Source organism: Actinacidiphila acidipaludis (assembly GCF_019890725.1).
In the GTDB taxonomy this organism is placed as follows: Bacteria; Actinomycetota; Actinomycetes; order Streptomycetales; family Streptomycetaceae; genus Actinacidiphila; species Actinacidiphila acidipaludis.
Genome location: NZ_JAINZZ010000054.1, coordinates 13,708 through 34,700, shown reverse-complemented (window position 1 = coordinate 34,700; position 20,993 = coordinate 13,708). Strand labels below are relative to the sequence as shown.

At 71.1% G+C, this 20,993-nt stretch carries 19 protein-coding genes; 11 read left to right on the top strand and 8 right to left on the bottom strand.

What is annotated here, in order from left to right; all coding sequences use genetic code 11:
* Positions 1-9: 9 nt before the first annotated feature.
* On the top strand, positions 10-423 hold the full coding sequence (locus K7862_RS29465; protein ID WP_222967773.1) for an ATP-binding protein: 414 nt from the start codon (positions 10-12) through the stop codon (positions 421-423).
* 7 nt (positions 424-430) lie between these two features.
* Complete coding sequence (locus tag K7862_RS29460; protein ID WP_222967772.1) at positions 431-1,477, top strand: RNA polymerase sigma factor SigF; 1,047 nt, start codon at positions 431-433, stop codon at positions 1,475-1,477.
* Between the two features lie 68 nt (positions 1,478-1,545).
* Here K7862_RS29460 and K7862_RS29455 read toward each other — a convergent pair whose 3' ends face one another.
* Positions 1,546-1,974 carry a hypothetical protein gene (locus tag K7862_RS29455; RefSeq protein WP_222967771.1) on the bottom strand — a complete coding sequence of 143 codons (429 nt, stop codon included), beginning with the start codon at positions 1,972-1,974 and terminating at the stop codon, positions 1,546-1,548.
* A gap of 48 nt (positions 1,975-2,022) precedes the next feature.
* Between K7862_RS29455 and K7862_RS29450 the strand changes: the two genes are divergently transcribed.
* Together K7862_RS29450 and K7862_RS29445 are read left to right on the top strand one after the other, a co-directional pair.
* A complete protein-coding gene (locus K7862_RS29450) occupies positions 2,023-2,991 on the top strand; it encodes a diacylglycerol/lipid kinase family protein (protein ID WP_222967770.1) in 969 nt (322 codons plus the stop codon).
* A 320-nt stretch (positions 2,992-3,311) separates the two neighbouring features.
* Positions 3,312-3,569: a WhiB family transcriptional regulator gene (locus K7862_RS29445; RefSeq protein ID WP_037913060.1), complete on the top strand. Its 258-nt coding sequence runs from the start codon at positions 3,312-3,314 to the stop codon at positions 3,567-3,569.
* 142 nt (positions 3,570-3,711) lie between these two features.
* Here K7862_RS29445 and K7862_RS29440 read toward each other — a convergent pair whose 3' ends face one another.
* Together K7862_RS29440 and K7862_RS29435 are read right to left on the bottom strand one after the other, a co-directional pair.
* On the bottom strand, positions 3,712-5,154 hold the full coding sequence (locus tag K7862_RS29440; protein ID WP_222967769.1) for a sensor histidine kinase: 1,443 nt from the start codon (positions 5,152-5,154) through the stop codon (positions 3,712-3,714).
* A gap of 421 nt (positions 5,155-5,575) precedes the next feature.
* Positions 5,576-6,652 carry an SIS domain-containing protein gene (locus tag K7862_RS29435; RefSeq protein WP_222967768.1) on the bottom strand — a complete coding sequence of 359 codons (1,077 nt, stop codon included), beginning with the start codon at positions 6,650-6,652 and terminating at the stop codon, positions 5,576-5,578.
* A 157-nt stretch (positions 6,653-6,809) separates the two neighbouring features.
* Between K7862_RS29435 and nagB the strand changes: the two genes are divergently transcribed.
* Complete coding sequence (gene nagB, locus K7862_RS29430; protein WP_222967767.1) at positions 6,810-7,595, top strand: glucosamine-6-phosphate deaminase; 786 nt, start codon at positions 6,810-6,812, stop codon at positions 7,593-7,595.
* A 124-nt stretch (positions 7,596-7,719) separates the two neighbouring features.
* Here nagB and K7862_RS29425 read toward each other — a convergent pair whose 3' ends face one another.
* From K7862_RS29425 to K7862_RS29410, 4 genes are read right to left on the bottom strand one after another with little or no spacing between them, the layout of a single operon-like run.
* Entirely contained in the window at positions 7,720-9,228 is a 1,509-nt protein-coding gene (locus K7862_RS29425; protein WP_222967766.1) for a glycoside hydrolase family 3 protein, read from the bottom strand.
* Positions 9,225-10,109, bottom strand: coding sequence for a carbohydrate ABC transporter permease (locus K7862_RS29420; protein WP_222967765.1), 885 nt, complete (start codon positions 10,107-10,109; stop codon positions 9,225-9,227). The genes K7862_RS29425 and K7862_RS29420 overlap by 4 nt, the downstream gene beginning before the upstream one ends.
* A gap of 5 nt (positions 10,110-10,114) precedes the next feature.
* Entirely contained in the window at positions 10,115-11,110 is a 996-nt protein-coding gene (locus K7862_RS29415) for a carbohydrate ABC transporter permease (RefSeq protein ID WP_222967763.1), read from the bottom strand.
* 57 nt (positions 11,111-11,167) lie between these two features.
* Positions 11,168-12,466 carry an extracellular solute-binding protein gene (locus K7862_RS29410; RefSeq protein ID WP_222967761.1) on the bottom strand — a complete coding sequence of 433 codons (1,299 nt, stop codon included), beginning with the start codon at positions 12,464-12,466 and terminating at the stop codon, positions 11,168-11,170.
* Between the two features lie 403 nt (positions 12,467-12,869).
* Between K7862_RS29410 and K7862_RS29405 the strand changes: the two genes are divergently transcribed.
* From K7862_RS29405 to mctP, 3 genes are all read left to right on the top strand, one after another.
* Positions 12,870-13,637, top strand: coding sequence for a GntR family transcriptional regulator (locus K7862_RS29405; protein WP_222967802.1), 768 nt, complete (start codon positions 12,870-12,872; stop codon positions 13,635-13,637).
* Between the two features lie 136 nt (positions 13,638-13,773).
* A complete protein-coding gene (locus K7862_RS29400) occupies positions 13,774-14,031 on the top strand; it encodes a DUF3311 domain-containing protein (RefSeq protein WP_222967759.1) in 258 nt (85 codons plus the stop codon).
* Complete coding sequence (gene mctP / locus K7862_RS29395) at positions 14,028-15,689, top strand: monocarboxylate uptake permease MctP (protein ID WP_222967757.1); 1,662 nt, start codon at positions 14,028-14,030, stop codon at positions 15,687-15,689. The genes K7862_RS29400 and mctP overlap by 4 nt, the downstream gene beginning before the upstream one ends.
* Before the next feature lie 334 nt (positions 15,690-16,023).
* On the opposite strand, the gene K7862_RS29390 is transcribed toward mctP, so the two are convergent.
* Positions 16,024-16,983, bottom strand: coding sequence for a helix-turn-helix domain-containing protein (locus tag K7862_RS29390; protein ID WP_222967801.1), 960 nt, complete (start codon positions 16,981-16,983; stop codon positions 16,024-16,026).
* Positions 16,984-17,072: 89 nt separating this feature from the next.
* Here K7862_RS29390 and K7862_RS29385 point away from each other — a divergent pair, with 89 nt between their 5' ends.
* The 3 genes from K7862_RS29385 to K7862_RS29375 all read left to right on the top strand — a co-directional run bounded on the left by K7862_RS29385 (position 17,073) and on the right by K7862_RS29375 (position 20,988).
* Positions 17,073-17,210, top strand: a complete 138-nt coding sequence (locus K7862_RS29385) for a hypothetical protein (RefSeq protein ID WP_222967755.1) — start codon at positions 17,073-17,075, stop codon at positions 17,208-17,210.
* A 335-nt stretch (positions 17,211-17,545) separates the two neighbouring features.
* Entirely contained in the window at positions 17,546-19,963 is a 2,418-nt protein-coding gene (locus tag K7862_RS29380; RefSeq protein WP_222967754.1) for a ribonucleoside-diphosphate reductase subunit alpha, read from the top strand.
* Complete coding sequence (locus tag K7862_RS29375) at positions 19,954-20,988, top strand: ribonucleotide-diphosphate reductase subunit beta (protein WP_222967753.1); 1,035 nt, start codon at positions 19,954-19,956, stop codon at positions 20,986-20,988. The genes K7862_RS29380 and K7862_RS29375 overlap by 10 nt, the downstream gene beginning before the upstream one ends.
* Positions 20,989-20,993: the final 5 nt, after the last annotated feature.

Below are 20,993 nucleotides of genomic sequence, written 5' to 3'. Positions count from 1 at the left end.
GAGGTGTGGGTGTCCCAGATCGCAGGCGAGCCCGGGTCGAAGGACTTCGTCGAGGTCCGGCTGCCCGCGGCAGGGGCGTATCTGTCGGTGCTGCGTACGGCCACGGCCGGACTCGCGGCACGGCTGGACTTCACCCTCGACGAGATCGAGGACCTGCGGATCGCCGTCGACGAGGCGTGCGCGATCCTGCTGCAGCAGGCCGTCCCCGGGTCCGTGCTGAGCTGTGTGTTCCGGCTGGTCGGCGACTCCCTGTGGGTCACCGTATCGGCCCCGACGACCGACGGGCGGGCCCCCGAGCGGGACACCTTCGCCTGGACGGTGCTGTCCGCACTGGCCGGCGAGGTGGACTCCACGGTGGCCGAGGACAAGACCGTCAGCATCGCCCTGCACAAGAAGCGCGGCGCCGTCCCTGGACTGTCGTGAGGCCGTCGTGACGAGGCCAGGAGACCCCGGTACGCCCGCGGAGCACGAGGCTCCCGCGGCTCGCGGACGCGCCTCCGTACCCGCCCAGCACCCGGATCCCGTGGGGACCGGGCCCGCCGGGGCGCGGCACACGGCGCTGCCGCACCCCGACCCGGGCGGGCGCGCCCGTGAACGTACGCACGAGCAGGCCCGTAAGGACCGGATGGACGTGACGGACACGGCGGAGCAGGCAGGCCCGATGGATCAGCACGAGCACGTGAAGAGCACCGGCCGGCCCGGGCCCGCGGACCCGCACGACCCGCACGACCGGTCCGGTGCCCGCGCGTTGTTCATCGAGCTGAGCAAGCTGCCGGAGGGCTCCCCGGAGCGCGCCGAGCTGCGCAACCAGCTCGTGCGCATGCACCTGCCGCTGGTCGAGCACCTGGCCCGGCGGTTCCGCAACCGCGGGGAGCCGCTGGACGACCTGACGCAGGTCGCCACCATCGGCCTGATCAAGTCGGTCGATCGGTTCGACGTCGAGCGCGGGGTGGAGTTCTCCACCTACGCGACGCCGACCGTGGTCGGTGAGATCAAACGTCACTTCAGGGACAAGGGCTGGGCGGTGCGGGTCCCGCGCCGGCTGCAGGAGCTGCGGCTGGCGCTGACCACGGCCACCGGCGAGCTCTCCCAGCGGCACGGCCGGGCGCCGACCGTCCACGAGCTGGCCGAGCACCTGAAGATCTCCGAGGAGGAGGTGCTGGAGGGGCTGGAGTCCGCCAACGCCTACAGCACGCTCTCCCTCGACGTGCCCGACACCGACGACGAGTCGCCGGCCGTCGCCGACACCCTCGGCTCCGAGGACGAGGCGCTGGAGGGCGTGGAGTACCGCGAGTCGCTCAAGCCGCTGCTGGAGCAGCTCCCGCCGCGGGAGAAGACGATCCTGCTGCTGCGCTTCTTCGGCAACATGACCCAGTCGCAGATCGCGCAGGAGGTGGGCATCTCACAGATGCACGTCTCCCGGCTGCTGGCCCGCACCCTGGCCCAGCTCCGCGACAAGCTGCTGATCGAGGAGTGACCGAGGCGTAGGAGCGCGGCGGGAGCAGCCGCGGGGCGTCCGGCGCCGCGCGGCGGCCGCCCGCGGGTTCAGGCGGCGGTGCGGCGGATGCCGAGGGCGTCGGTGGTCGCCGGGTGGACGAGGAGGACCAGTCCGGCGATCGCCAGCACGCCCAGCACCACGCCGCCGGCCACCACCGCGCCGTCGCTCTTGATCATGGTCCAGGCGATGGGCAGCGACAGGAGCTGCATGATGAGCGCGGGGCCGCGGCTCCAGCGGCGGGCCTTGCGCAGGCCGTAGGCGGCCCCCAGCGGCAGCGCGGCCAGCACCAGCACCAGCAGTCCGGCCAGCACGGCGTTGTGGCCGCCGGTGAAGCACATGAGGATCCCCCAGGCGGCCACCGCGAGCCCTTCCAGGCCCGCGACGGCGGCGGCGAGGCTCAGCCGCAGCGGCGGCGGTCCGGCGGGTTCGGCCGGCTGGGTGGTCCCGGTGGACGGGCTCTTCGGGGTCTGGCTCACACCGTTCAGCGTAGCCCGGTCGGAAAAACCGTAGGTACGCTGTCGGCCATGCGTGCTCTTCTCGTCGTCAACCCCGCCGCGACCACCACCAGCGCCCGGGTCCGCGATGTGATCAGCACCGCACTGTCCAGTGATCTGAAGCTGGAAGTGGCCACCACCCAGTACCGCGGGCACGCCCGGGACCTGGCGCGCCGGGCCGCCGAGGGCGGCGAGACGGAGCTGGTGGTCTCGCTCGGCGGCGACGGCACCGTCAACGAGATCGTCAACGGGCTGCTGCACCACGGACCCGATCCGGACGCCCTGCCGCGCCTGGCGGTGGTCCCCGGAGGCTCCACGAACGTGTTCGCCCGCGCGCTGGGCCTGCCGAACGACGCGGTCGAGGCGACCGGCGCGCTGCTCGACGCGCTCCGCGAGGGCTCCTCGCGGACCGTGGGCCTCGGACTGGTGAGCGGCACACCCGGCACCGAGGACGAGGGCGTGCCGGCCCGCTGGTTCACCTTCTGCGCGGGCCTGGGCTTCGACGCGGGGGTGGTCGGACGGGTCGAACAGCAAAGGGAGTTGGGCAAGCGTTCGACCCATGCGCTGTACCTGCGGCAGGTTGCCCGGCAATTCGTCGCCGACCCGCACCGCCGGCACGGCGCCATCACACTGGAACGGCCGGACGACGATCCGCTGACCGGTCTGGTGACGGCGATAATCTGCAACACCTCGCCCTGGACGTATCTCGGCAATCGTCCGGTCTACGCCTCCCCCGAGGCGTCCTTCGAAACCGCGCTCGACGTTCTGGGCATCACCCGGATGTCGACGCTCTCCGGAACGCGTTACGCCGCGCAACTGCTCCGCTCCACCCCGGAGCGGGGACCGCACGGCAAGCACACGGTGACCCTGCACGATCTCACGGACTTCACCTTGCAATCGCAGGCGCCGCTGCCCTTCCAGGTCGACGGTGACCACCTGGGACTGCGTACCAGTGCGACCTTCACAGGCGTACGCCGTGCACTGCGTGTGATTGTGTAAGTCGAAGAGCCTAAAGTCCTTTTACTCGAACGTTTAGGCTGGCCTGCACCCCTTGGAAGTAGGGCTGTGACCGAGGCGACACCTCGGATTCCAAAAAAAGTTTCCAGAAGGGGTTGTATCTCCAGCCGAGGTTTGCGAACCTCTAGGTGGCGATCGGGACGGGCCGGGTAGACGGCCCCCCATGAGAGCCCGAATCCTCCACTCACACCGCGGGACCGCACCGGCGAAGGCCGGAGGGCGTCCCGTTCCCTGTGAAGGGATTCGTGAAAGCGTTCACATTCACAAGCAACGTGCTTGTCACACAAGGAGTTGGAGCAGCCATGGACTGGCGTCACCGCGCCGTTTGCCGCGAGGAAGACCCCGAGCTCTTCTTCCCCATCGGCAACACCGGTCCTGCGCTGCTGCAGATCGAGGAAGCCAAGGCCGTCTGCCGCCGTTGCCCTGTCATGGACCAGTGCCTCCAGTGGGCTCTGGAAAGCGGCCAGGACGCCGGCGTCTGGGGTGGCCTCAGCGAGGACGAGCGCCGCGCAATGAAGCGCCGCGCCGCCCGCAACCGGGCCCGCAACGCGAGCGCCTGACGCATACGTCTTCCCCCCGAGCCGCAGCGCGCAGCACCTGCCACACGCGCAGCACGCAGCATCGCGAGAAGCCCCCGCACCGAACGGTGCGGGGGCTCTTGCTTGTGCCGGGTCTGTGAAGGTGTTGTGACGAGGCCCCGGGTCAGACCGGCAGTTCGAGGACGACGCTGGTGCCCCGGCCGGGCGCCGGCAGCATGTCGAACGTGCCGCCCAACTCCCCCACCACCAGGGTGCGGACGATCTGCAGGCCGAGGTTGCCGGCCTGCTGGGCGTCGAAGCCCTCGGGCAGCCCCCGGCCGTCGTCCTGCACGGTGACGGTGATCTGCTGCCGGCCGCGCACCACCCCGACCTCGACCGAGCCCGACTCGTCCTGTCCGAAGCCGTGTTCGAGGGCGTTCTGCAGCAGTTCGGTGAGGACCATCGACAGCGGGGTGGCGACCTCCGCGGTCAGGACGCCGAACCGCCCGGAGCGGCGGGCGGTGACCCGGCCGGGTGAGATCTCGGCCACCATCGCCAGCACCCGGTCGGCGATCTCGTCGAACTCCACGCTTTCGTCCAGGGTTTGGGACAGCGTCTCGTGCACGATCGCGATCGAGCCGACCCGGCGGACCGCCTCCTCCAGCGCCTCCCGGGCCGAGGTGGAGTCCATCCGCCGCGCCTGCAGCCGCAGCAGCGCCGCGACCGTCTGCAGGTTGTTCTTCACCCGGTGGTGGATCTCCCGGATGGTGGCGTCCTTGGTGATCAACTCCCGCTCGCGGCGGCGCAGTTCGGTGACGTCCCGGAGCAGGACGAGGGAACCGGTGCGCTCGCCCTTGGGCTTGAGCGGGATGGCCCGGAGCTGAATGACGCCGTCGCCGCCCTCGACCTCGAACTCCCGGGGCGCCCAGCCGCTCGCGAGCTTCACCAGCGCCTCGTCCACCGGGCCGCGCTCCGGGGCGAGTTCCGCGGTGGTCTTGCCCAGGTGGTGGCCGACCAGGTCGGCGGCCAGGCCCAGCCGGTGGTACGCGGAGAGCGCGTTGGGGCTGGCGTACTGCACGATGCCGTCCGCGTCGAGCCGGATCAGCCCGTCGCCGGCCCGCGGCGAGGCGTCCATGTCGATCTGCTCCGCGGGGAACGGGAACGAACCGGCGGCGATCATCTGCGCGAGGTCGGAGGCGCTCTGCAGGTAGGTGAGCTCCAGCCGGCTGGGGGTCCGCACGGTCAGCAGGTTGGTGTTGCGGGCGATCACGCCCAGCACCCGCCCCTCGCGCCGCACCGGGATCGACTCGACCCGCACCGGCACCTCCTCGCGCCACTCCGGGTCGCCCTCGCGCACGATCCGCCCCTCGTCCAGCGCGGCGTCCAGCAGGGGGCGGCGGCCGCGCGGCACGAGGTGGCCGACCATGTCGTCCTGGTAGGAGGTCGGGCCGGTGTTCGGCCGCATCTGGGCGACCGAGACGTAGCGCGTGCCGTCACGGGTCGGCACCCAGAGCACCAGGTCGGCGAAGGAGAGGTCGGAGAGCAGCTGCCACTCCGAGACGAGCAGGTGCAGCCATTCGAGGTCGGAGTGGTCGAGGGCCGTGTGCTCGCGTACGAGGTCGTTCATGGAGGGCACGCTGCGAGCGTACCCGGCGGCCCGGGCGGCCCGCGGCCGGGCGTTCGGCGGAACCGCGGGCAGGGCCGCGGGCCCGGGCTGGACGGGTGCGGGGCCGACGCGGGGAATTCCCCGGCGGAAATCCGTGGCGAACCCATGGACAACGCGAATGGTCTAGTCCACAATGCACTGTGAGACCTCCGGGCTCCCCGCACAGGAGCGCGGATCGAGGCGAAGGCGTTCTCTGCCCTGACTACGCCGCAGCCTCCTGGTCGGCCCTATCGGGCCCGTGGGGAACCGCACACCCCACCGGCCACGGCGCCGACGGCAGCTCCGGGCTGCGGTGCTGGAGAGGTTGAGGGTCCTCTCCCGGCACCGCGGCCCGTAGTTTTTTCACCCCTTTTTGCCGCGGCCTCGCGTGCCGCGGAGAGACCTAGCGGGTCTCGGTCACCTTGGAGAGGGCGCGCGGGGCGTCGGGGTCCTGGCCGCGGGCGATGGCGACCTCGTAGGCCAGCTTCTGGAGGGGAAGGATCTCCAGCAGGGGCTGCAGGGCCTCGGGCACGCGGTCGGTGGGCAGGGCGAAGCCCCCGGAGGCGGCCTCGACCTGGGCCGCGGGACCGACCACGACGAGATCCGCGCCGCGCCCGCGCAGACGGTCCAGCACGGGCTGCAGGGCCCGCCCGCCACGGCCCTGGGTGACGATCGCGATCACCGGGGAGATGTTGTCGACCATCGCCAGCGGGCCGTGCAGCAGATCGGCCCCGGAGTACGCCAGCGCCGGGATGTAGCTGGTCTCCATGAGCTTGAGGGCGGCCTCCTTGGCGGTCGGATAGCCGTACCCGCGCGAGGTGATGACCATCCGCTCGGCGAAGCGGTAGCGCCCGGCCAGGTGCCGCACCTCCTCGCCGCGTTCCAGCACCCGCGCCGCCAGGTCCGGCACCACCGCCGCCGCGGACCCGTCGTCGTCGCGCAGGCCCATCACGAACAGGTAGAGCGCCATCAGCTCCGCCGTGTACGTCTTGGTGGCCGGCAGCGCCTTCTCCGGGCCCGCCAGCAGGTCGATGTGGAACTGCGCGATCTCGGCGAGCGGCGAGTCCGGGTTGTTGGTCACCGCCAGGGTGATCGCGCCCGCCTCGGCGGCCGCGGCGGCGGAGGCCCCCAGGTCCGGCGACCCGCCGGACTGGCTCACCGTGATGAGCAGGACGTCCTCCAGGTGCGGCGTGGCGCCGTACGCGGTGGTGGTGGACATCGACGTCAGCCCGCACGGCAGCCCGAGCTCGACCTCGATCAGGTACTTGGCGTAGAGCGCGGCGTGGTCGGAGGTGCCGCGGGCGCTGAGCAGCACGAACCGCGGCTTCCTGGCGGCGATCAGCCGGGCCGTCTCACGGATCTGCGGCGCCCCCTCGGTCAGCAGCCGGCGCAGGACCTCGGGCTGCTCGGCCATCTCGCCGGACATGATCCAGCCCGGTTCGCCCCTGCGCGGGGCGGGAGACGTCACGGTGCCCGCCATGTCCACCGCCTCCCTCAGGCCGCCGACCCTCCCAAGTCGACCACAGGACAGGGCCCTCCGCACCACAGGCGCCCGGGGCGCTTCTGCTAGATTGGTCTATACCACATGTATCAGGTATCCGACGCCACCCTCACCTCTCCAGAACGGCAGGCCCAGAGTGGAAGTTGTCATCGTCCCGGACGCCGCGGCAGGCGGCGAACTCATCGCGGAGGCCATGGCCGCGCTGCTGCGCCGCAAGCCCGACGCCCTGCTGGGTGTGGCGACCGGATCCACCCCGGTGCCCATCTACGACGCCCTCGCCGCCAAGGTCCGGTCCGGTGCGGTGGACGCCTCCCGCGCCCGGGTGTGCCAGCTCGACGAGTACGTGGGCCTGCCCGGCGGGCACCCGGAGTCGTACCGCTCGGTGGTGCTGCGCCAGGTCGTGGAGCCGCTCGGGCTGTCCACCGAGTCCTTCATGGGCCCGGACGGCACCGCGGAGGACCTGCTGGGCGCCTGCGCCGCCTACGACCGGGCGCTGGCCGCGGCCGGCGGTGTGGACATCCAGCTCCTCGGCATCGGCACCGACGGGCACATCGGGTTCAACGAGCCCTGCTCGTCCCTGGCGTCCCGGACCCGGATCAAGACGCTGACCGAGCAGACCCGGGTGGACAACGCCCGCTTCTTCGACGGCGACATCGACCAGGTCCCGCACCACGTCATCACCCAGGGCATCGGCACCATCCTGGAGGCCCGGCACCTGGTGCTGCTGGCCACCGGCGAGGGCAAGGCCGAGGCCGTCGCGCAGACCGTCGAGGGGCCTGTGGCCGCGGTGGTCCCCGCCTCCGCGCTGCAGCTCCACCCGCACGCCACCGTGGTCGTCGACGAGGCGGCCGCGTCCAAACTGAAGCTGGCTCCGTACTTCCGGGCCACCTACGCCGCCAAGCCGTCCTGGCAGGGCCTGTAGGACGTCCGCGGCGCGGGCCGGTGGCGGGGACTCCCCGCGGCCGTCCCGCGCACCGCGTCCGCACCCACGGAAAAGGGGCGCGGGACATCGCCGTACGCGACGTCCCGCGCCCCTTCGCCGTCGGTCAGCGGGCCGCCGCGATGGCCTCGGCCGCGGCCTCCCCGCAGACGCGCGCCGCGCCGTGGGTGGCGATGTGCAGCGCGCCGGTCGGCGCCGCCTGCGGCACGCCCATCTCGACCACGACGGTGTCCGGCCGCGCGGCCAGCACCGCCGACAGCGCCCGTGCCATCCACACGTGCCGGTGGACGTCCCGGACGACCGCGACGACGCGGCGGTCACCGGCGGCCGCCAGCAGGCCGTCCACGTCGGCGGCGCGGTAGGTGCCGGTCAGCGTGCCGGGGAACAGCCGCGACAGCTCGGCGGCCACGCCCCAGGGCGTCACGTCGCCGACCGCGATGTTCGCCTCCGGGGTGAACGCCGCGACGTACGGCGCGCCCTCCAGCGGCGTGAAGGCGTCCGTGCGGGTCACCCGCAGGGCCCGGCGGGCGGCCTCCAGCCCGACGTCGGAGCCGGGCGCGATCCCCTCCGCCGCGCCCTTGTGCTCCTGCGCCCAGGCCGCGAGCCGGCGCACCCGGGCCGCAGCGTCCGCCAGCCGCTCGGCCGGCAGCGAACCGTCCCGCACGGCGTCCACGATGGCGTCGCGCAGCGCGACGACCGTCTCCTCGTCGCAGAGCCCGCCGCCGACGCAGATGGCGTCCGCACCGGCCGCGAGCGCCATCACGGTGCCGCGCTCGATGCCGTAGGCGGCGGCGACCGCCTGCATCTCGATGCCGTCGGTGACGATCAGCCCGTCGTAGCCGAGGCCGCCCTGCTCCACGGGCGCGCGCAGCAGGCCGTTCAGGACGGCGGGGCTGAGCGTGCCGGGCAGGTCCGGGTCGAGCGCGGGCACCAGGATGTGCGCGCTCATCACGGCCTTGGTGCCGGCCGCGAGCGCGGCCCGGAACGGGACCAGCTCGCGGGCGTGCAGCGTCGCCAGGTCGACGTCGATGTGCGGCATCGCGTGGTGCGAGTCGATCGCGGTGTCGCCGTGCCCCGGGAAGTGCTTGACGCACGCGGCGACGCCCGCCGACTGCAGACCCTCGACGTAGGCGGCGGTGTTGCGGGCCACCAGCTCCGGGTCGGCTCCGAAGGAGCGCACGCCGATGACCGGGTTGCCGGGGTCGGAGTTGACGTCGGCGGAGGGCGCCCAGTCGAGGTTGACCCCGCACTCGGCGAGCCGGCGGCCGAGTTCGGCGGCGACCGCGCGGGTCAGTTTCAGGTCGTCGACCGCGCCGAGCGCCAGGTTGCCGGGGAAGGACGAGCCGCCCCTGGCCTCCATGCGCGTCACGTCGCCGCCCTCCTCGTCGGCGGCGATCAGCAGGTCGGGACGTACCGCGCGCAGTTGCGCGGTGAGCCGGGCGACCTGCTCGGGCGACTCGATGTTGCGGGAGAACAGCGCGACCGCGCCCAGCCCTTCGGCGAGCTGGCGCAGCACCCAGTCGGGCGCCGTGGTCCCGGCGAAGCCGGGCTGCAGGACGGCGAGCGCGTCCCGGGTGACGGTGCCCACAGGCGTGTCGGTGGAAATGGCGGTCATCCCTTCACCGCGCCGGCCGTCAGACCGGCGGCCATCTTCCGCTGGACAAGGAGGAACAGGATGACGACCGGGATGCCCATCATGGTCGAACCGGCCATCATCGGGGCGTACTCGGTGCCGTGCTGGGTGGTGAAGGTGCCGAGCCAGACGGTGGCCGTCTCGTGTTCCTGGCTCATCACCAGCAGCGCGTACAGGAACTCGTTCCACGCCTGGATGAAGCCGTAGATGGAGGTGGCCACCAGGCCCGGGGCCAGCAGCGGGAAGACCACCCGCAGGAAGGCGCCGGTGCGGCTGCAGCCGTCGACCATGGCCGCCTCCTCCAGCTCCTTGGGGATGTTGACCAGGAAGCCGCGCAGCGTCCACACCGTGAAGGGCAGGATGAAGGTCAGGTAGGTGAGGATCAGGCCGGACAGCTTGTCGATCTGGTGGATCTGGTTGAGCAGCAGGAAGACCGGGATGATCATCGCGACCAGCGGGACCATCTGCACCGTGAGGATGCCGACGATCACCACCTTGCGGCCGCGGAAGGCGAACCGGGAGATGGCCAGCGCGGCGAGCAGCCCGATGACGGCACCGATCACCACGGTGCCCGCGCTGACGATCAGCGAGCGCTCGACCGGTCCCCAGAAGTCGCTGATGTTCAGCGCCCGGCGGAAGTTCTCCAGGGAGACCGGGTACGGGAAGAAGTGCGGTGTCGGGTCGATGGCGTCCTTGGCGGGCTTGAACGCCGTGTTGAGCATCCAGTAGACCGGGAAGGCCGCCAGGGCGAACACCAGCAGGCCCAGCAGGTTCCAGCCCAGCTTGCCGTTGCGCCGGCGGCGGGCCGCGGCGACGGCGGCGGTGGACAGCGGCGGGGTGCCCGTGCCCCTCGTGCCGGTCATGCTGCTCACTCGACTTCTCCGATCTTGAGCATCTGTCGCATGTACACCGCGACCACCCCGAGCAGCAGCAGCACGGTGAGCAGGGCGATGGCCGAGCCGGTGGCGTAGTCGTTGACGCCGAACGCCCTGTCGTACGAGTACGTGGTGAGCAGCTGGAACTCCGGCTCGGGGTGCCCGCCGCGCATCAGCCAGACCTGGGCGAAGACGCCCATGTCCCAGATCACCGACAGGGTGGTCATCATGACGACCAGCGGCTTGATGATCGGGAAGGTCACGTAGCGGAAGACACCGAGGGCGCCGGCGCCGTCCAGCCGGGCCGCCTCCTCCAGTTCCTTGGGGACCTGGGTGAGACCGGCGCTGAGGGTGATGACGACGAACGGGATGGCGCCCCAGACGACCTGCATCATGATCACGCTCAGCCCCTCGGGGCCGGAGGCGAACCAGTTGTGGCCGCTGTAGTCGACGCCCGGGATCTTGCTGAGCACCCAGTTGACGACGCCGTAGTCGCTGTCGAACATCCACTTGAAGACGGTCACGGCGACGACGACCGGCATCGCCCAGCTCGCCACGAGGGCGATGTTGACCAGGGTCCGCACCCACGGCGAGACCCGCTGCAGCAGCAGGGCGACCAGCATGCCGACCACCATGGTGAGCAGCACGCAGCAGCCGGCGAAGACGATCGTGCGGACGACGACGGACCAGAACTCGCTGTCGCTGAGGATCGCCTGGTAGTTGTCGAACCCGACCCAGGTGGCCGGCTTGAAGCCCCACAGCTGCGGCTTCTTGTAGTCCTGGAAGGACAGGGTGCCCAGCCGGATCAGCGGGTAGCCCAGCACCAGGACGAGGACGAGGATGCACGGCGCGAGCAGCAGCCACGGAGTGGCCGCCTGCCCGAGCCGGGACCTTCGCCGTCCGGGGGCGGGAGGTCTCCCGCCGCCGGCGGGAGGTGATGAGTGCCGCCGCGGCGGCACTTTGGCGGTGGTTGTCTCGGCGGCACTCATCACGTGCTCCTCAGGCGTCCCTGTCTACGAGGCGGGGCTGATCAGGTCGGACCGACGTCAGTTCTTGACGTTGATGACCTTGTCGATGGCGCTGTCCGCGTCCTTCGCCGCCTGCTCGACGGACTTCTTGCCGGTGGCGATGGCCTGCAGCATGTCCTGCAGGGTCTTCGCCTTCTCGACCGTGCCCCAGCCGGGCGCGGTGGGGACGAACCAGCTCAGCTTGGCCGCCTCGGCGGTGACCGCGGAGGCCGGGTCGGACTCCAGGGTCGCCAGCTGGGTGTTGTTGTTGGGCAGGTTGCCCTTGCCCATCAGGCCCTGCTGCGCCTTGGTGTTGGTGAAGTCGTTGATCCACTCGGCGGCGAGGTCCTGCGCCTTGGACTTGCTCGGGACGGCCAGGTCGGAACCGCCGAGGAAGACCGGCATGTTCTTGCCGGACGGGCCGGGCAGCACGAAGTTGACCAGGTTGTCCTTCAGCTTGCCGCCGGTCTTGTCGAACTTGGGGTCGGCCGCGGACGGCGCCTCCCAGCCCGGGGCGTAGATCATGGCCGACTTGCCCTGGCCGTAGACGATGTAGCGGTCGGACTCGTCCTTGGTCAGGTCGCCGTGCATGTACTTGCTCTCGACGTCCTTCCAGGCGTTGAGGCCCTGGATCGCCTGCGGGCTCTCCAGCGCCGCCTTCCACTGGCCGCCCGCCTGCGTGGCGATGGCGCCGCCGGCGTCGTAGACGAAGGACATCGCGGCGTACCAGTCACGGCTGGGCTGGTACCAGGCGCTGAACTTCGAGCCGTTCTTGGACTGGATCTTGTCCAGGGCGCCGGTCAGGTCGGCCCAGGTCTTCGGCGTGGCGGTGACGCCGGCCGCGGCGGCGACGTCCTTGCGCCAGGTGGCGATGCGCGCGGCCGCGTAGTACGGGACGCCGTAGGTCTTGCCGTCGTAGCTGACGGACTGCTTCAGGCCGTCCAGCCAGGCGCCGGAGTTGTCGAACTTCGACGGGTCGAGCTCGGCGAACGCGCCCTCGGCCATGTAGGGCACCATCTCGGTGTTGCCCATCTCGACGACGTCCGGCGTGCTGTCGGTGGCGAGCACCGCGTCCAGCTTGGCGTTCTTGTCCGGCCAGGCGTAGTACTCGTGCTTGACCTTCAGACCCGGGTGCTTGGCGATGATCGCGTCGTCCGCGGCCTTCACCAGTTCCGGCCAGTTGTGCTGCGCGTCGACGGTCAGCCAGACGGTGATCGACGACGCGGTCGACTTGCCGGAGTCCCCGCCGGCCTTGTCGTCCTTCTTGCTCGACCCACAGGCCGCGACACCGACGATCATGGTCGCGACGCCGATCGCCGCGATGAGCTTGCGCTTCACGCCACCCTCCTCAGGATGCCCGAAACTCCCCCCACCGCCCGAAATGCCGGCCGCAAAACGGCACACTGCGGCCAGTCCTGCTCGTGGGTCTGGGATGTGGCCTTAATGGTTTAGACCAGTACCGGGAGCTTGGCCTAGACCTTTGGGGGTGTCAAGGGTGTATAAGAACACCCGTCGGCTCTGTTATCGGACCGACACCTGAGGGTGCGGACGCCCGCCGGAAGGCCGGCGCACGCACTCCCCAGCGGCCTTCCGGGACACGACGCGGTGCGCGGAGGGAGTGAGCGGGAGGTCCGACAGAGGGGACGGTCTCCCTGCACCAGGTCAGCCCGTGCCACCATGTGAGCCGCAATCAACGGAGGAGCCGGTGACGGCAGCACGTCAGCAGTCGGGAGTAGACGTCATGCAGAGCGACGCGGGCACGGCGGAGACCACGGGGAACGGCACCGCGGGCCGCACCGCCCGCGTGCCCAAGTACTACCGGCTCAAGCGCCATCTGCTGGACATCACCCAGACCATGCCGCCCGGCACCCCGGTCCCGCCCGAGCGCACCCTGGCCACGGAGTTCGACACCTCCCGCACCACGGTCCGGCAGGCGCTCCAGGAGCTCGTCGTCGAGGGACGGCTGGAACGCATCCAGGGCAAGGGCACCTTCGTCGCCAAGCCCAAGGTCTCCCAGGCCCTGCAACTGACCTCCTACACCGAGGACATGCGGGCCCAGGGCCTGGAGCCGGCGTCCCAGCTGCTGGACATCGGCTACATCACCGCCGACGACCGGCTCGCCGGGCTGCTGGACATGAAGGCCGGCGGCCGGGTGCTGCGCATCGAGCGCCTCCGGCTGGCCAACAGCGAGCCGATGGCCATCGAGACCACCCACCTGTCCGCCAAGCGCTTCCCCGCCCTGCGCCGCAGCCTGGCCAAGTACGTCTCGCTCTACACCGCGCTGGCCGAGGTCTACGACGTCCGGCTGGCCGAGGCCGAGGAGACCATCGAGACCTCGCTGGCCACCCCGCGTGAGGCCGGGCTGCTGGGCACCGACGTCGGCCTGCCGATGCTGATGCTCTCCCGGCACTCCATCGACACCACGGGCGAGCCGGTCGAGTGGGTGCGGTCGGTCTACCGCGGCGACCGGTACAAGTTCGTGGCCCGTCTCAGCCGCCCGGTGGACTGACGGGTTCCGCGTCCGGCGGTGCCGCGGCCAAGCCGTGGCCACACCGATATACGCACAGGTAGTGACTGTGGTCGGTCCCCTCGCCTAGATTGCGTGCGCACTGCACAGGTCGCTCTAGGGGACGGGAGCCACACGCATGACCGCCACACCACCGGACACCAAACCACCGGTGATCACCCCCTCCCGGGTGATCGCCGGCCTCTGCCTGCTCGCGCCGTTCGTCGCCCTGCTGTGGGTGAACTCCTACTCACGGCTGACGCCGAGGTTCATCGGCATCCCGTTCTTCTACTGGTACCAGATGGCCTGGGTGCCGGTGGCGGCCGCGCTGACGTACGCCGCCTACCTCCTGGTCCGCCGTGAGGAGCGCGTGCGCAAGGGGGGTGCGGGCAAGTGAAGAACGACGTCAACGGCGTCGCACTCGGCGTCTTCATCTTCTTCTTCCTGGCCGTCACGGTCGTCGGCTTCATGGCGGCCCGCTGGCGCCGCGCCGAGAACGCCCTGCACCTGGACGAGTGGGGTCTGGGCGGCCGGAGCTTCGGCACCTGGATCACCTGGTTCCTGCTCGGCGGCGACCTGTACACCGCGTACACCTTCGTCGCGGTCCCGGCCGCGATCTACGGCGCGGGCGCGGCGGGCTTCTTCGCGGTGCCGTACACGATCATCACGTACCCGCTGGTGTTCCTCTTCCTGCCGCGGCTGTGGTCGGTCTCGCACCGGCACGGCTACGTCACCTCCTCGGACTTCGTCCGCGGCCGGTTCGGCTCCAAATCGCTGTCGGTGGCCATGGCGCTCACCGGCATCCTGGCGACCATGCCGTACATCGCCCTGCAGCTCGTCGGCATCCAGGCGGTGCTGGACGTGATGGGCGTCGGCGGCAGCGACTCCACCAACTGGTTCGTCAAGGACCTGCCGCTGCTGATCGCCTTCGGCGTGCTGGCGGCGTACACGTACTCCTCGGGCCTGCGGGCGCCGGCGCTGATCGCCTTCGTCAAGGACGCGCTGATCTACATCGTCATCGCCGTGGCGATCATCTACATCCCGTACAAGCTGGGCGGCTTCGACTCCATCTTCAACAAGGCGTCCGCCGCGTACGCGGTGAAGAACCCGAAGACCGGGCTGCCGCGCGGCGCGGTCGTGACCGGGCCGAAGGCGCAGTGGGCGTACGCCACGCTGGCCATGGGCTCGGCGATGGCGCTCTTCCTCTACCCGCACTCGGTGACGGCGGTGCTGTCCGGCAAGAGCCGCAACACCATCCGCCGCAACACCACCATCCTGCCGCTGTACTCCCTGATGCTCGGCCTGCTGGCCATGCTCGGCTTCATGGCCATCGCCGACGGCGTGGGCAAGGGCATCAAGGGCTACAACGCCCAGCTCGCCATCCCGCAGCTCTTCGAGAACATGTTCCCGTCGTGGTTCGCCGGCGTGGCCTTCGCCGCGGTCGGCATCGGCGCGCTGGTTCCGGCGGCCATCATGTCCATCGCCGCGGCCAACCTGTTCACCCGCAACATCTACAAGGACCTGATCAAGCCGGACGCCACGCCCGCGCAGGAGACCCGGGTCTCCAAGATCGCGTCCCTGGTGGTGAAGGTGGGCGCGCTGGTCTTCGTCCTCACCATGGACAAGACGGTCGCCATCAACTTCCAGCTCCTGGGCGGCATCTGGATCCTGCAGACCATGCCGGCGATCGTCGGCGGCCTCTTCACCCGCTGGTTCCACCGCTGGGCGCTGCTGGCCGGCTGGGCCGCGGGCATGGCGTACGGCACGTGGAAGGCGTACGAGCAGGCCAGCCCGACGCAGGCGCACTTCGGCGGCAGCTCCGACATGATCCCGTGGATCGGCGAGAAGGGGTACATCGGGCTGACGGCCTTCGTGCTCAACGTCGGCATCGCGGTGGTGCTGACGCTGGTGCTCAACGTGGTGAAGGCGCCGAGCGGCGTGGACGAGACCGTCACCGCCGACTACGTGGCCGAGCCCGAGGAGTCGGGCCCCTCCGGCTCCCCGCAGCCCGGTGAGCCCGGCGTCCCCGGCCTCCCCGAACCCGCCGGAGCGTAGCCGCCAGGGCAGGCCCTGAACGGCCGCCATTTCCCAGGGCTCGCCCTCGGCACCTCCACCTCACGGTGAGGCGCCGCCATCGGGGCGCGGGGACACTTCCCCGCGCCCCTTCGGCATCCGGGCTGCCCCCGGCCCGCCGTTCCGATGCGCGCCGCCGTCGTGGCTCGTCGCGCAGTTCCTCGCGCCCCTATCGGGGCTTGCCCGGGGACGAGATGAACAGGGGTACGCCTGCGCTGCCCCTGGGGCACTCGTTGCTGCCAGGGGGCGGGGAAGGACGCGATCCTCGCAGGAATGTGCGTACGAAAGCGAGCCGGAGAGGGCCGACTCCGAGGGTTCAGGCGCGGCGAAGACCAAAGGTACGGCGGTACATGTGCGGCGTCGTCCCGGTCCACCGCCCGAAATGGTGCCGCAACGTCGCCGCGTTGCCGAACCCCGCCCGCACCGCGATCGAATCCACCGTCTCGTCCGTCCCCTCCAGCAACTCCCGTGCCAGCAGCACCCGCTGCCCCAGCAGCCAGCGGTACGGCGTCGTCCCGGTCTCCTGCTGGAAGCGCCGCGCGAACGTCCGCGGCGACATGTGCGCCCGCGCGGCCAGCTCCTCGACCGTCACCTCACGGTCGAGGTGCCGTTCCATCCAGGCCAGCACACCCGCCACCGGGTCGCTCGTGGCCCGCGGCAGCGGCCGGTCCACGTACTGCGCCTGGCCGCCCTCACGGTGCGGCGGCACCACCATCCGGCGGGCTATCCCGTTGGCCACCGCGGACCCCTGCTCCTTGCGGACCAGATGGAGGCACGCGTCGATGCCGGCGGCGGTACCGGCCGAGGTGACCACCCCCGTGTCGTCCACGTAGAGCACGTCCGGCTCGATCCGCGCCGCCGGATACCGGGCGGAGAGCCGTTCGGTGTGGCGCCAGTGCGCGGTGCAGCGCCGTCCGTCGAGCAGCCCGGCCGCGCCGAGCACGAACACGCCCGAGCAGACGCTGAGCACGGTCGTGCCGCGCTCCACGGCGCGGGTCAGCGCCCGCAGCACCTCCGGCGGGAACTCCCGTTCGTTGAAGCTCTCTCCGGCCGGGACGGCGATCAGGTCCGCCTCCTCCAGCCGGTCCATGTCGTGCGGCACGGTGAGGCCGAACCCGGCGTGGGTGGACAGCCGCGGCCCCTCCGCCGAGACCACGCCGAACTCGTAGACGGGCAGGCCGTCGTCGCTCCGGTCCAGCCCGAAGATCTCGCAGAGGACGCCGAGTTCGAAGGGGTGCACGCCGTCCAGCACGAGCGCCGCCACGTTCCGCAACATGCCGTCGAGGATGCCACGTGGCAGGATGTCGCGGTAGTACGGCAGTCCTGCCACTGTTCGGCGGTAAGCAGTGTCGGCACGATTGACGCATGACATTCCTCCTGGATCTCGCCGCCCTGCTCGCCCTGGCCACCGCCCTCACCGCCGCGCCGCTGCACGGCGCCGTGCACGACGCCCGTATCGACCGTCAGATCCGGGCCGCACAACGCCGTCACTCCCGGGATTGAGGGTCCGTGACGCCCCGCCACCTCCTCTCGACACCACCACTACATGTGGGGTCGTCACCAACACCGGCCACAAGATGTATGCTCAACTCCGCTGCCCGCAGGGGAAGCCGGTGCGAATCCGGCGCTGCCCCGCAACGGTGAGCGGCGGCGCCGACGCGCGCCCCCGCACAGCCCGATCGCCTGCCGGCGCCGCGCCCGGGTGATCGGGCGCGCTGTGTCCGGGCCTCGCGGATTGGGCTCGCGGACGCGGTCCGCCCTGCCCTCGCGCGGGCCCGGTGCCGCCCTCCGTCCCTCTCCGCCCGGCCGCCGCCGCGTAACGAGGGAGAGCACCGAACGTGACCATCGCGCCTGACGCACCAGCAGCCGCAGCCGCCGCACCACCCACGGAGACGGCCGACGACGCCGGCGCCGGCCTTCTGCGGCACCTCGTGACGCTCACCGCCGACCTGCCCGACACCGACCCCGGACGCGTCGCCGCGGCCGCCCTGCGCGGACGCAGCAGCACCGCGGACGCCGCCGAACTGCGCGGGCTGGCCACCGAGGCCGCGGCCGGGCTGATCGCCGAGGACCCGGGGTACTCCAGGCTGGCGGCCCGGCTGCTGACGGCGGCCGTCGCCGAGGAGGCCGCGGGGCAGGGCGCGGTGTCCTTCTCCGCCTCGATCGCCGTCGGGCACCGCGAGGGCCTGATCGCCGACCGCACCGCGGAGTTCGTGTCCCTGCACGCCGCCCGGCTGGACGCGCTGGTGGAGCAGGCGCTGGCCGACGGCGCGGACGACCGCTTCGGCTACTTCGGGCTGCGCACCCTCTACAGCCGCTACCTGCAGCGGCACCCGATCACCCGTCAGGTCATCGAGACCGCGCAGCACTTCCTGCTGCGGGTCGCGGCCGGGCTGGCCGAGGACGACTCCGTCCGGGCGCTGGAGGACGTCACCGCGCTCTACCGGCTGATGAACCGGCTGGAGTACCTGCCCAGTTCGCCCACCCTGTTCAACTCCGGCACCCGCCACCCGCAGATGTCCGCCTGCTACCTGCTGGACTCCCCGCAGGACGAACTCGGCTCGATCTACGACGGGTACGCGCAGATCGCCCGGCTCTCCAAGCACGCCGGCGGCATCGGTCTGTCCTACTCCCGGATCCGCGCCCGCGGCGCGCTGATCCGCGGCACCAACGGGCACTCCAACGGCATCGTGCCGTTCCTGAAGACGCTCGACGCCTCGGTGGCCGCGGTCAACCAGGGCGGGCGCCGCAAGGGGGCGGCCGCGGTGTACCTGGAGACCTGGCACGCCGACGTCGAGGAGTTCCTGGAGCTGCGGGACAACACCGGCGAGGACGCCCGCCGCACCCACAACCTCAACCTGGCCCACTGGGTTCCGGACGAGTTCATGCGCCGGGTCGAGGCCGACGAGCCGTGGTCGCTGTTCTCGCCCTCCGACGTGCCCGAACTGGTCGACCTGTGGGGCGCCGAGTTCGACGCCGCGTACCGGGCGGCGGAGGCCGCCGGTCTGGCCCGGCGGACCCTGCCCGCCCGGGAGCTGTACGGCCGGATGATGCGCACCCTGGCGCAGACCGGCCAGGGCTGGATGAACTTCAAGGACGCCGCGAACCGCACCGCCAACCAGACCGCCGAGCGCGGCCAGACCGTGCACTCCTCCAACCTGTGCACCGAGATCCTGGAGGTCACCGAGGAGTCGGAGACCGCGGTGTGCAACCTCGGGTCCGTCAACCTCGGCGCGTTCGTCGCACCGGACGGGGACATGGACTGGGCGCGCCTGGACGAGACCGTCCGCACCGCGGTGACCTTCCTGGACCGCGTGGTGGACCTCAACTTCTACCCGACCGGGCAGTCCGCCCGCTCCAACGCGAAGTGGCGGCCGGTGGGTCTGGGCGTGACGGGCCTGCAGGACGTCTTCTTCAAGCTCCGGCTGCCCTTCGACTCCGCCGAGGCACAGGAGCTGTCCACCAGGATCGCCGAGCGGATCATGCTCGCCGCCTACGAGACGTCCAGCGACCTCGCCGAGCGCAACGGTCCCCTGCCGAACTGGGAGAAGACCCGGACGGCCGTGGGCGTCCTGCACCCCGACCACTTCGGCGTCGCGCCGCACTGGCCCGCGCGCTGGGCCGCGCTGCGCACCCGGATGGCGTCCACCGGCCTGCGCAACGCCCTGCTGCTGGCCATCGCCCCGACCGCGACGAACGCCTCGATCGTCGGCGCCTACGAGTGCATCGAGCCGCAGGTCTCCAACCTGTTCAAGCGCGAGACGCTCTCCGGTGAGTTCCTCCAGGTCAACTCCTACCTGGTGGCGGACCTGAAGCGGCTGGGGGTGTGGGACGCCCGGACCCGCGAGGCCCTCCGGGAGGCCAACGGCAGTGTGCAGGGCCTCGGCTGGATCCCCGCGGAGGTGCGGGAGCTGTACCGCACCGCCTGGGAGATCCCGCAGCGCGCGCTGATCGACCTGGCCGCCGCCCGCACGCCCTACCTGGACCAGAGCCAGTCGCTGAACCTGTTCATGGAGACGCCCACCATCGGCAAGCTCAGCTCGATGTACGCGTACGCATGGAAGCAGGGGCTGAAGACCACGTACTACCTGCGGTCCCGCCCGGCCACCCGGATCGCCCGGGCCGCGCAGGGCAGCAAGGCCCAGGCGGCGGCCCCCGCCCCGGCTCCGCTCCCCCTCCCCGCCCAGCAGGCCGCCGACGCCGACGCGATCGCCTGCTCCCTTGAGAACCCCGAGTCCTGCGAGGCATGCCAGTGATGACCAGCACCATCCCCGCCCGCGGCCGGAACCTGCTCGACCCCGGGTTCGAGCTCACCCTGCGCCCGATGCGCTACCCGGACTTCTACGAGCGGTACCGGGACGCCATCAGGAACACCTGGACCGTGGAGGAGGTCGACCTCCACTCCGACGTGTCCGACCTCGCCAAGCTCACGCCCGCCGAACAGCACCTGATCGGGCGGCTGGTGGCGTTCTTCGCGACCGGTGACTCGATCGTCGCCAACAACCTGGTGCTGACGCTGTACAAGCACATCAACTCCCCCGAGGCGCGGCTGTACCTGAGCCGCCAGCTCTTCGAGGAGGCCGTGCACGTCCAGTTCTACCTGACCCTGCTCGACACCTACCTGCCCGATCCGGACGACCGGGCGGCGGCGTTCGCGGCGGTGGAGAACATCCCCTCGATCCGCGAGAAGGCGCAGTTCTGCTTCCGCTGGATGGACTCGGTGGAGTCGGTCGGCCGGCTGGAGTCGCGCGCCGACCGCCGGCGGTTCCTGCTCAACCTGATCTGCTTCGCGGCCTGCATCGAGGGCCTGTTCTTCTACGGGGCCTTCGCCTACGTGTACTGGTTCCGGTCGCGCGGCCTGCTGCACGGCCTGGCGACCGGCACCAACTGGGTGTTCCGGGACGAGACGATGCACATGAGCTTCGCCTTCGACGTGGTCGACACCGTACGCAAGGAGGAGCCGGAGCTCTTCGACGAGGACCTCCGCGAGCAGGTCACCGACATGCTCCGCGAGGCGGTCGAGGCCGAGCTGCAGTTCGGCCGCGACCTGTGCGGAGACGGCCTGCCCGGCATGAACACCGAGTCGATGCGCGCCTATCTGGAGTGCGTGGCCGACCAGCGGCTGGTCCGGCTGGGCTTCCCGCCGGTCTACGGCTCGGAGAACCCGTTCGCGTTCATGGAGCTGCAGGGCGTGCAGGAGCTCACCAACTTCTTCGAGCGCCGCCCCTCCGCGTACCAGGTCGCCGTCGAGGGCACGGTGGCCCTGGACGAGGACTTCTGAGCCGG

Coding starts and splice junctions, on each gene's coding strand:
- K7862_RS29450 (WP_222967770.1), top strand. CDS start 2,023: ATGCGTGCTCTTCTCGTCGTCAACCCCGCCGCGACCACCACCAGCGCC.
- K7862_RS29445 (WP_037913060.1), top strand. CDS start 3,312: ATGGACTGGCGTCACCGCGCCGTTTGCCGCGAGGAAGACCCCGAGCTC.
- K7862_RS29440 (WP_222967769.1), bottom strand. CDS start 5,154: ATGAACGACCTCGTACGCGAGCACACGGCCCTCGACCACTCCGACCTC.
- K7862_RS29435 (WP_222967768.1), bottom strand. CDS start 6,652: ATGGCGGGCACCGTGACGTCTCCCGCCCCGCGCAGGGGCGAACCGGGC.
- K7862_RS29425 (WP_222967766.1), bottom strand. CDS start 9,228: ATGACCGCCATTTCCACCGACACGCCTGTGGGCACCGTCACCCGGGAC.
- K7862_RS29420 (WP_222967765.1), bottom strand. CDS start 10,109: ATGACCGGCACGAGGGGCACGGGCACCCCGCCGCTGTCCACCGCCGCC.
- K7862_RS29415 (WP_222967763.1), bottom strand. CDS start 11,110: ATGAGTGCCGCCGAGACAACCACCGCCAAAGTGCCGCCGCGGCGGCAC.
- K7862_RS29405 (WP_222967802.1), top strand. CDS start 12,870: ATGCAGAGCGACGCGGGCACGGCGGAGACCACGGGGAACGGCACCGCG.
- K7862_RS29400 (WP_222967759.1), top strand. CDS start 13,774: ATGACCGCCACACCACCGGACACCAAACCACCGGTGATCACCCCCTCC.
- K7862_RS29390 (WP_222967801.1), bottom strand. CDS start 16,983: ATGTTGCGGAACGTGGCGGCGCTCGTGCTGGACGGCGTGCACCCCTTC.
- K7862_RS29385 (WP_222967755.1), top strand. CDS start 17,073: ATGACATTCCTCCTGGATCTCGCCGCCCTGCTCGCCCTGGCCACCGCC.
- K7862_RS29375 (WP_222967753.1), top strand. CDS start 19,954: ATGCCAGTGATGACCAGCACCATCCCCGCCCGCGGCCGGAACCTGCTC.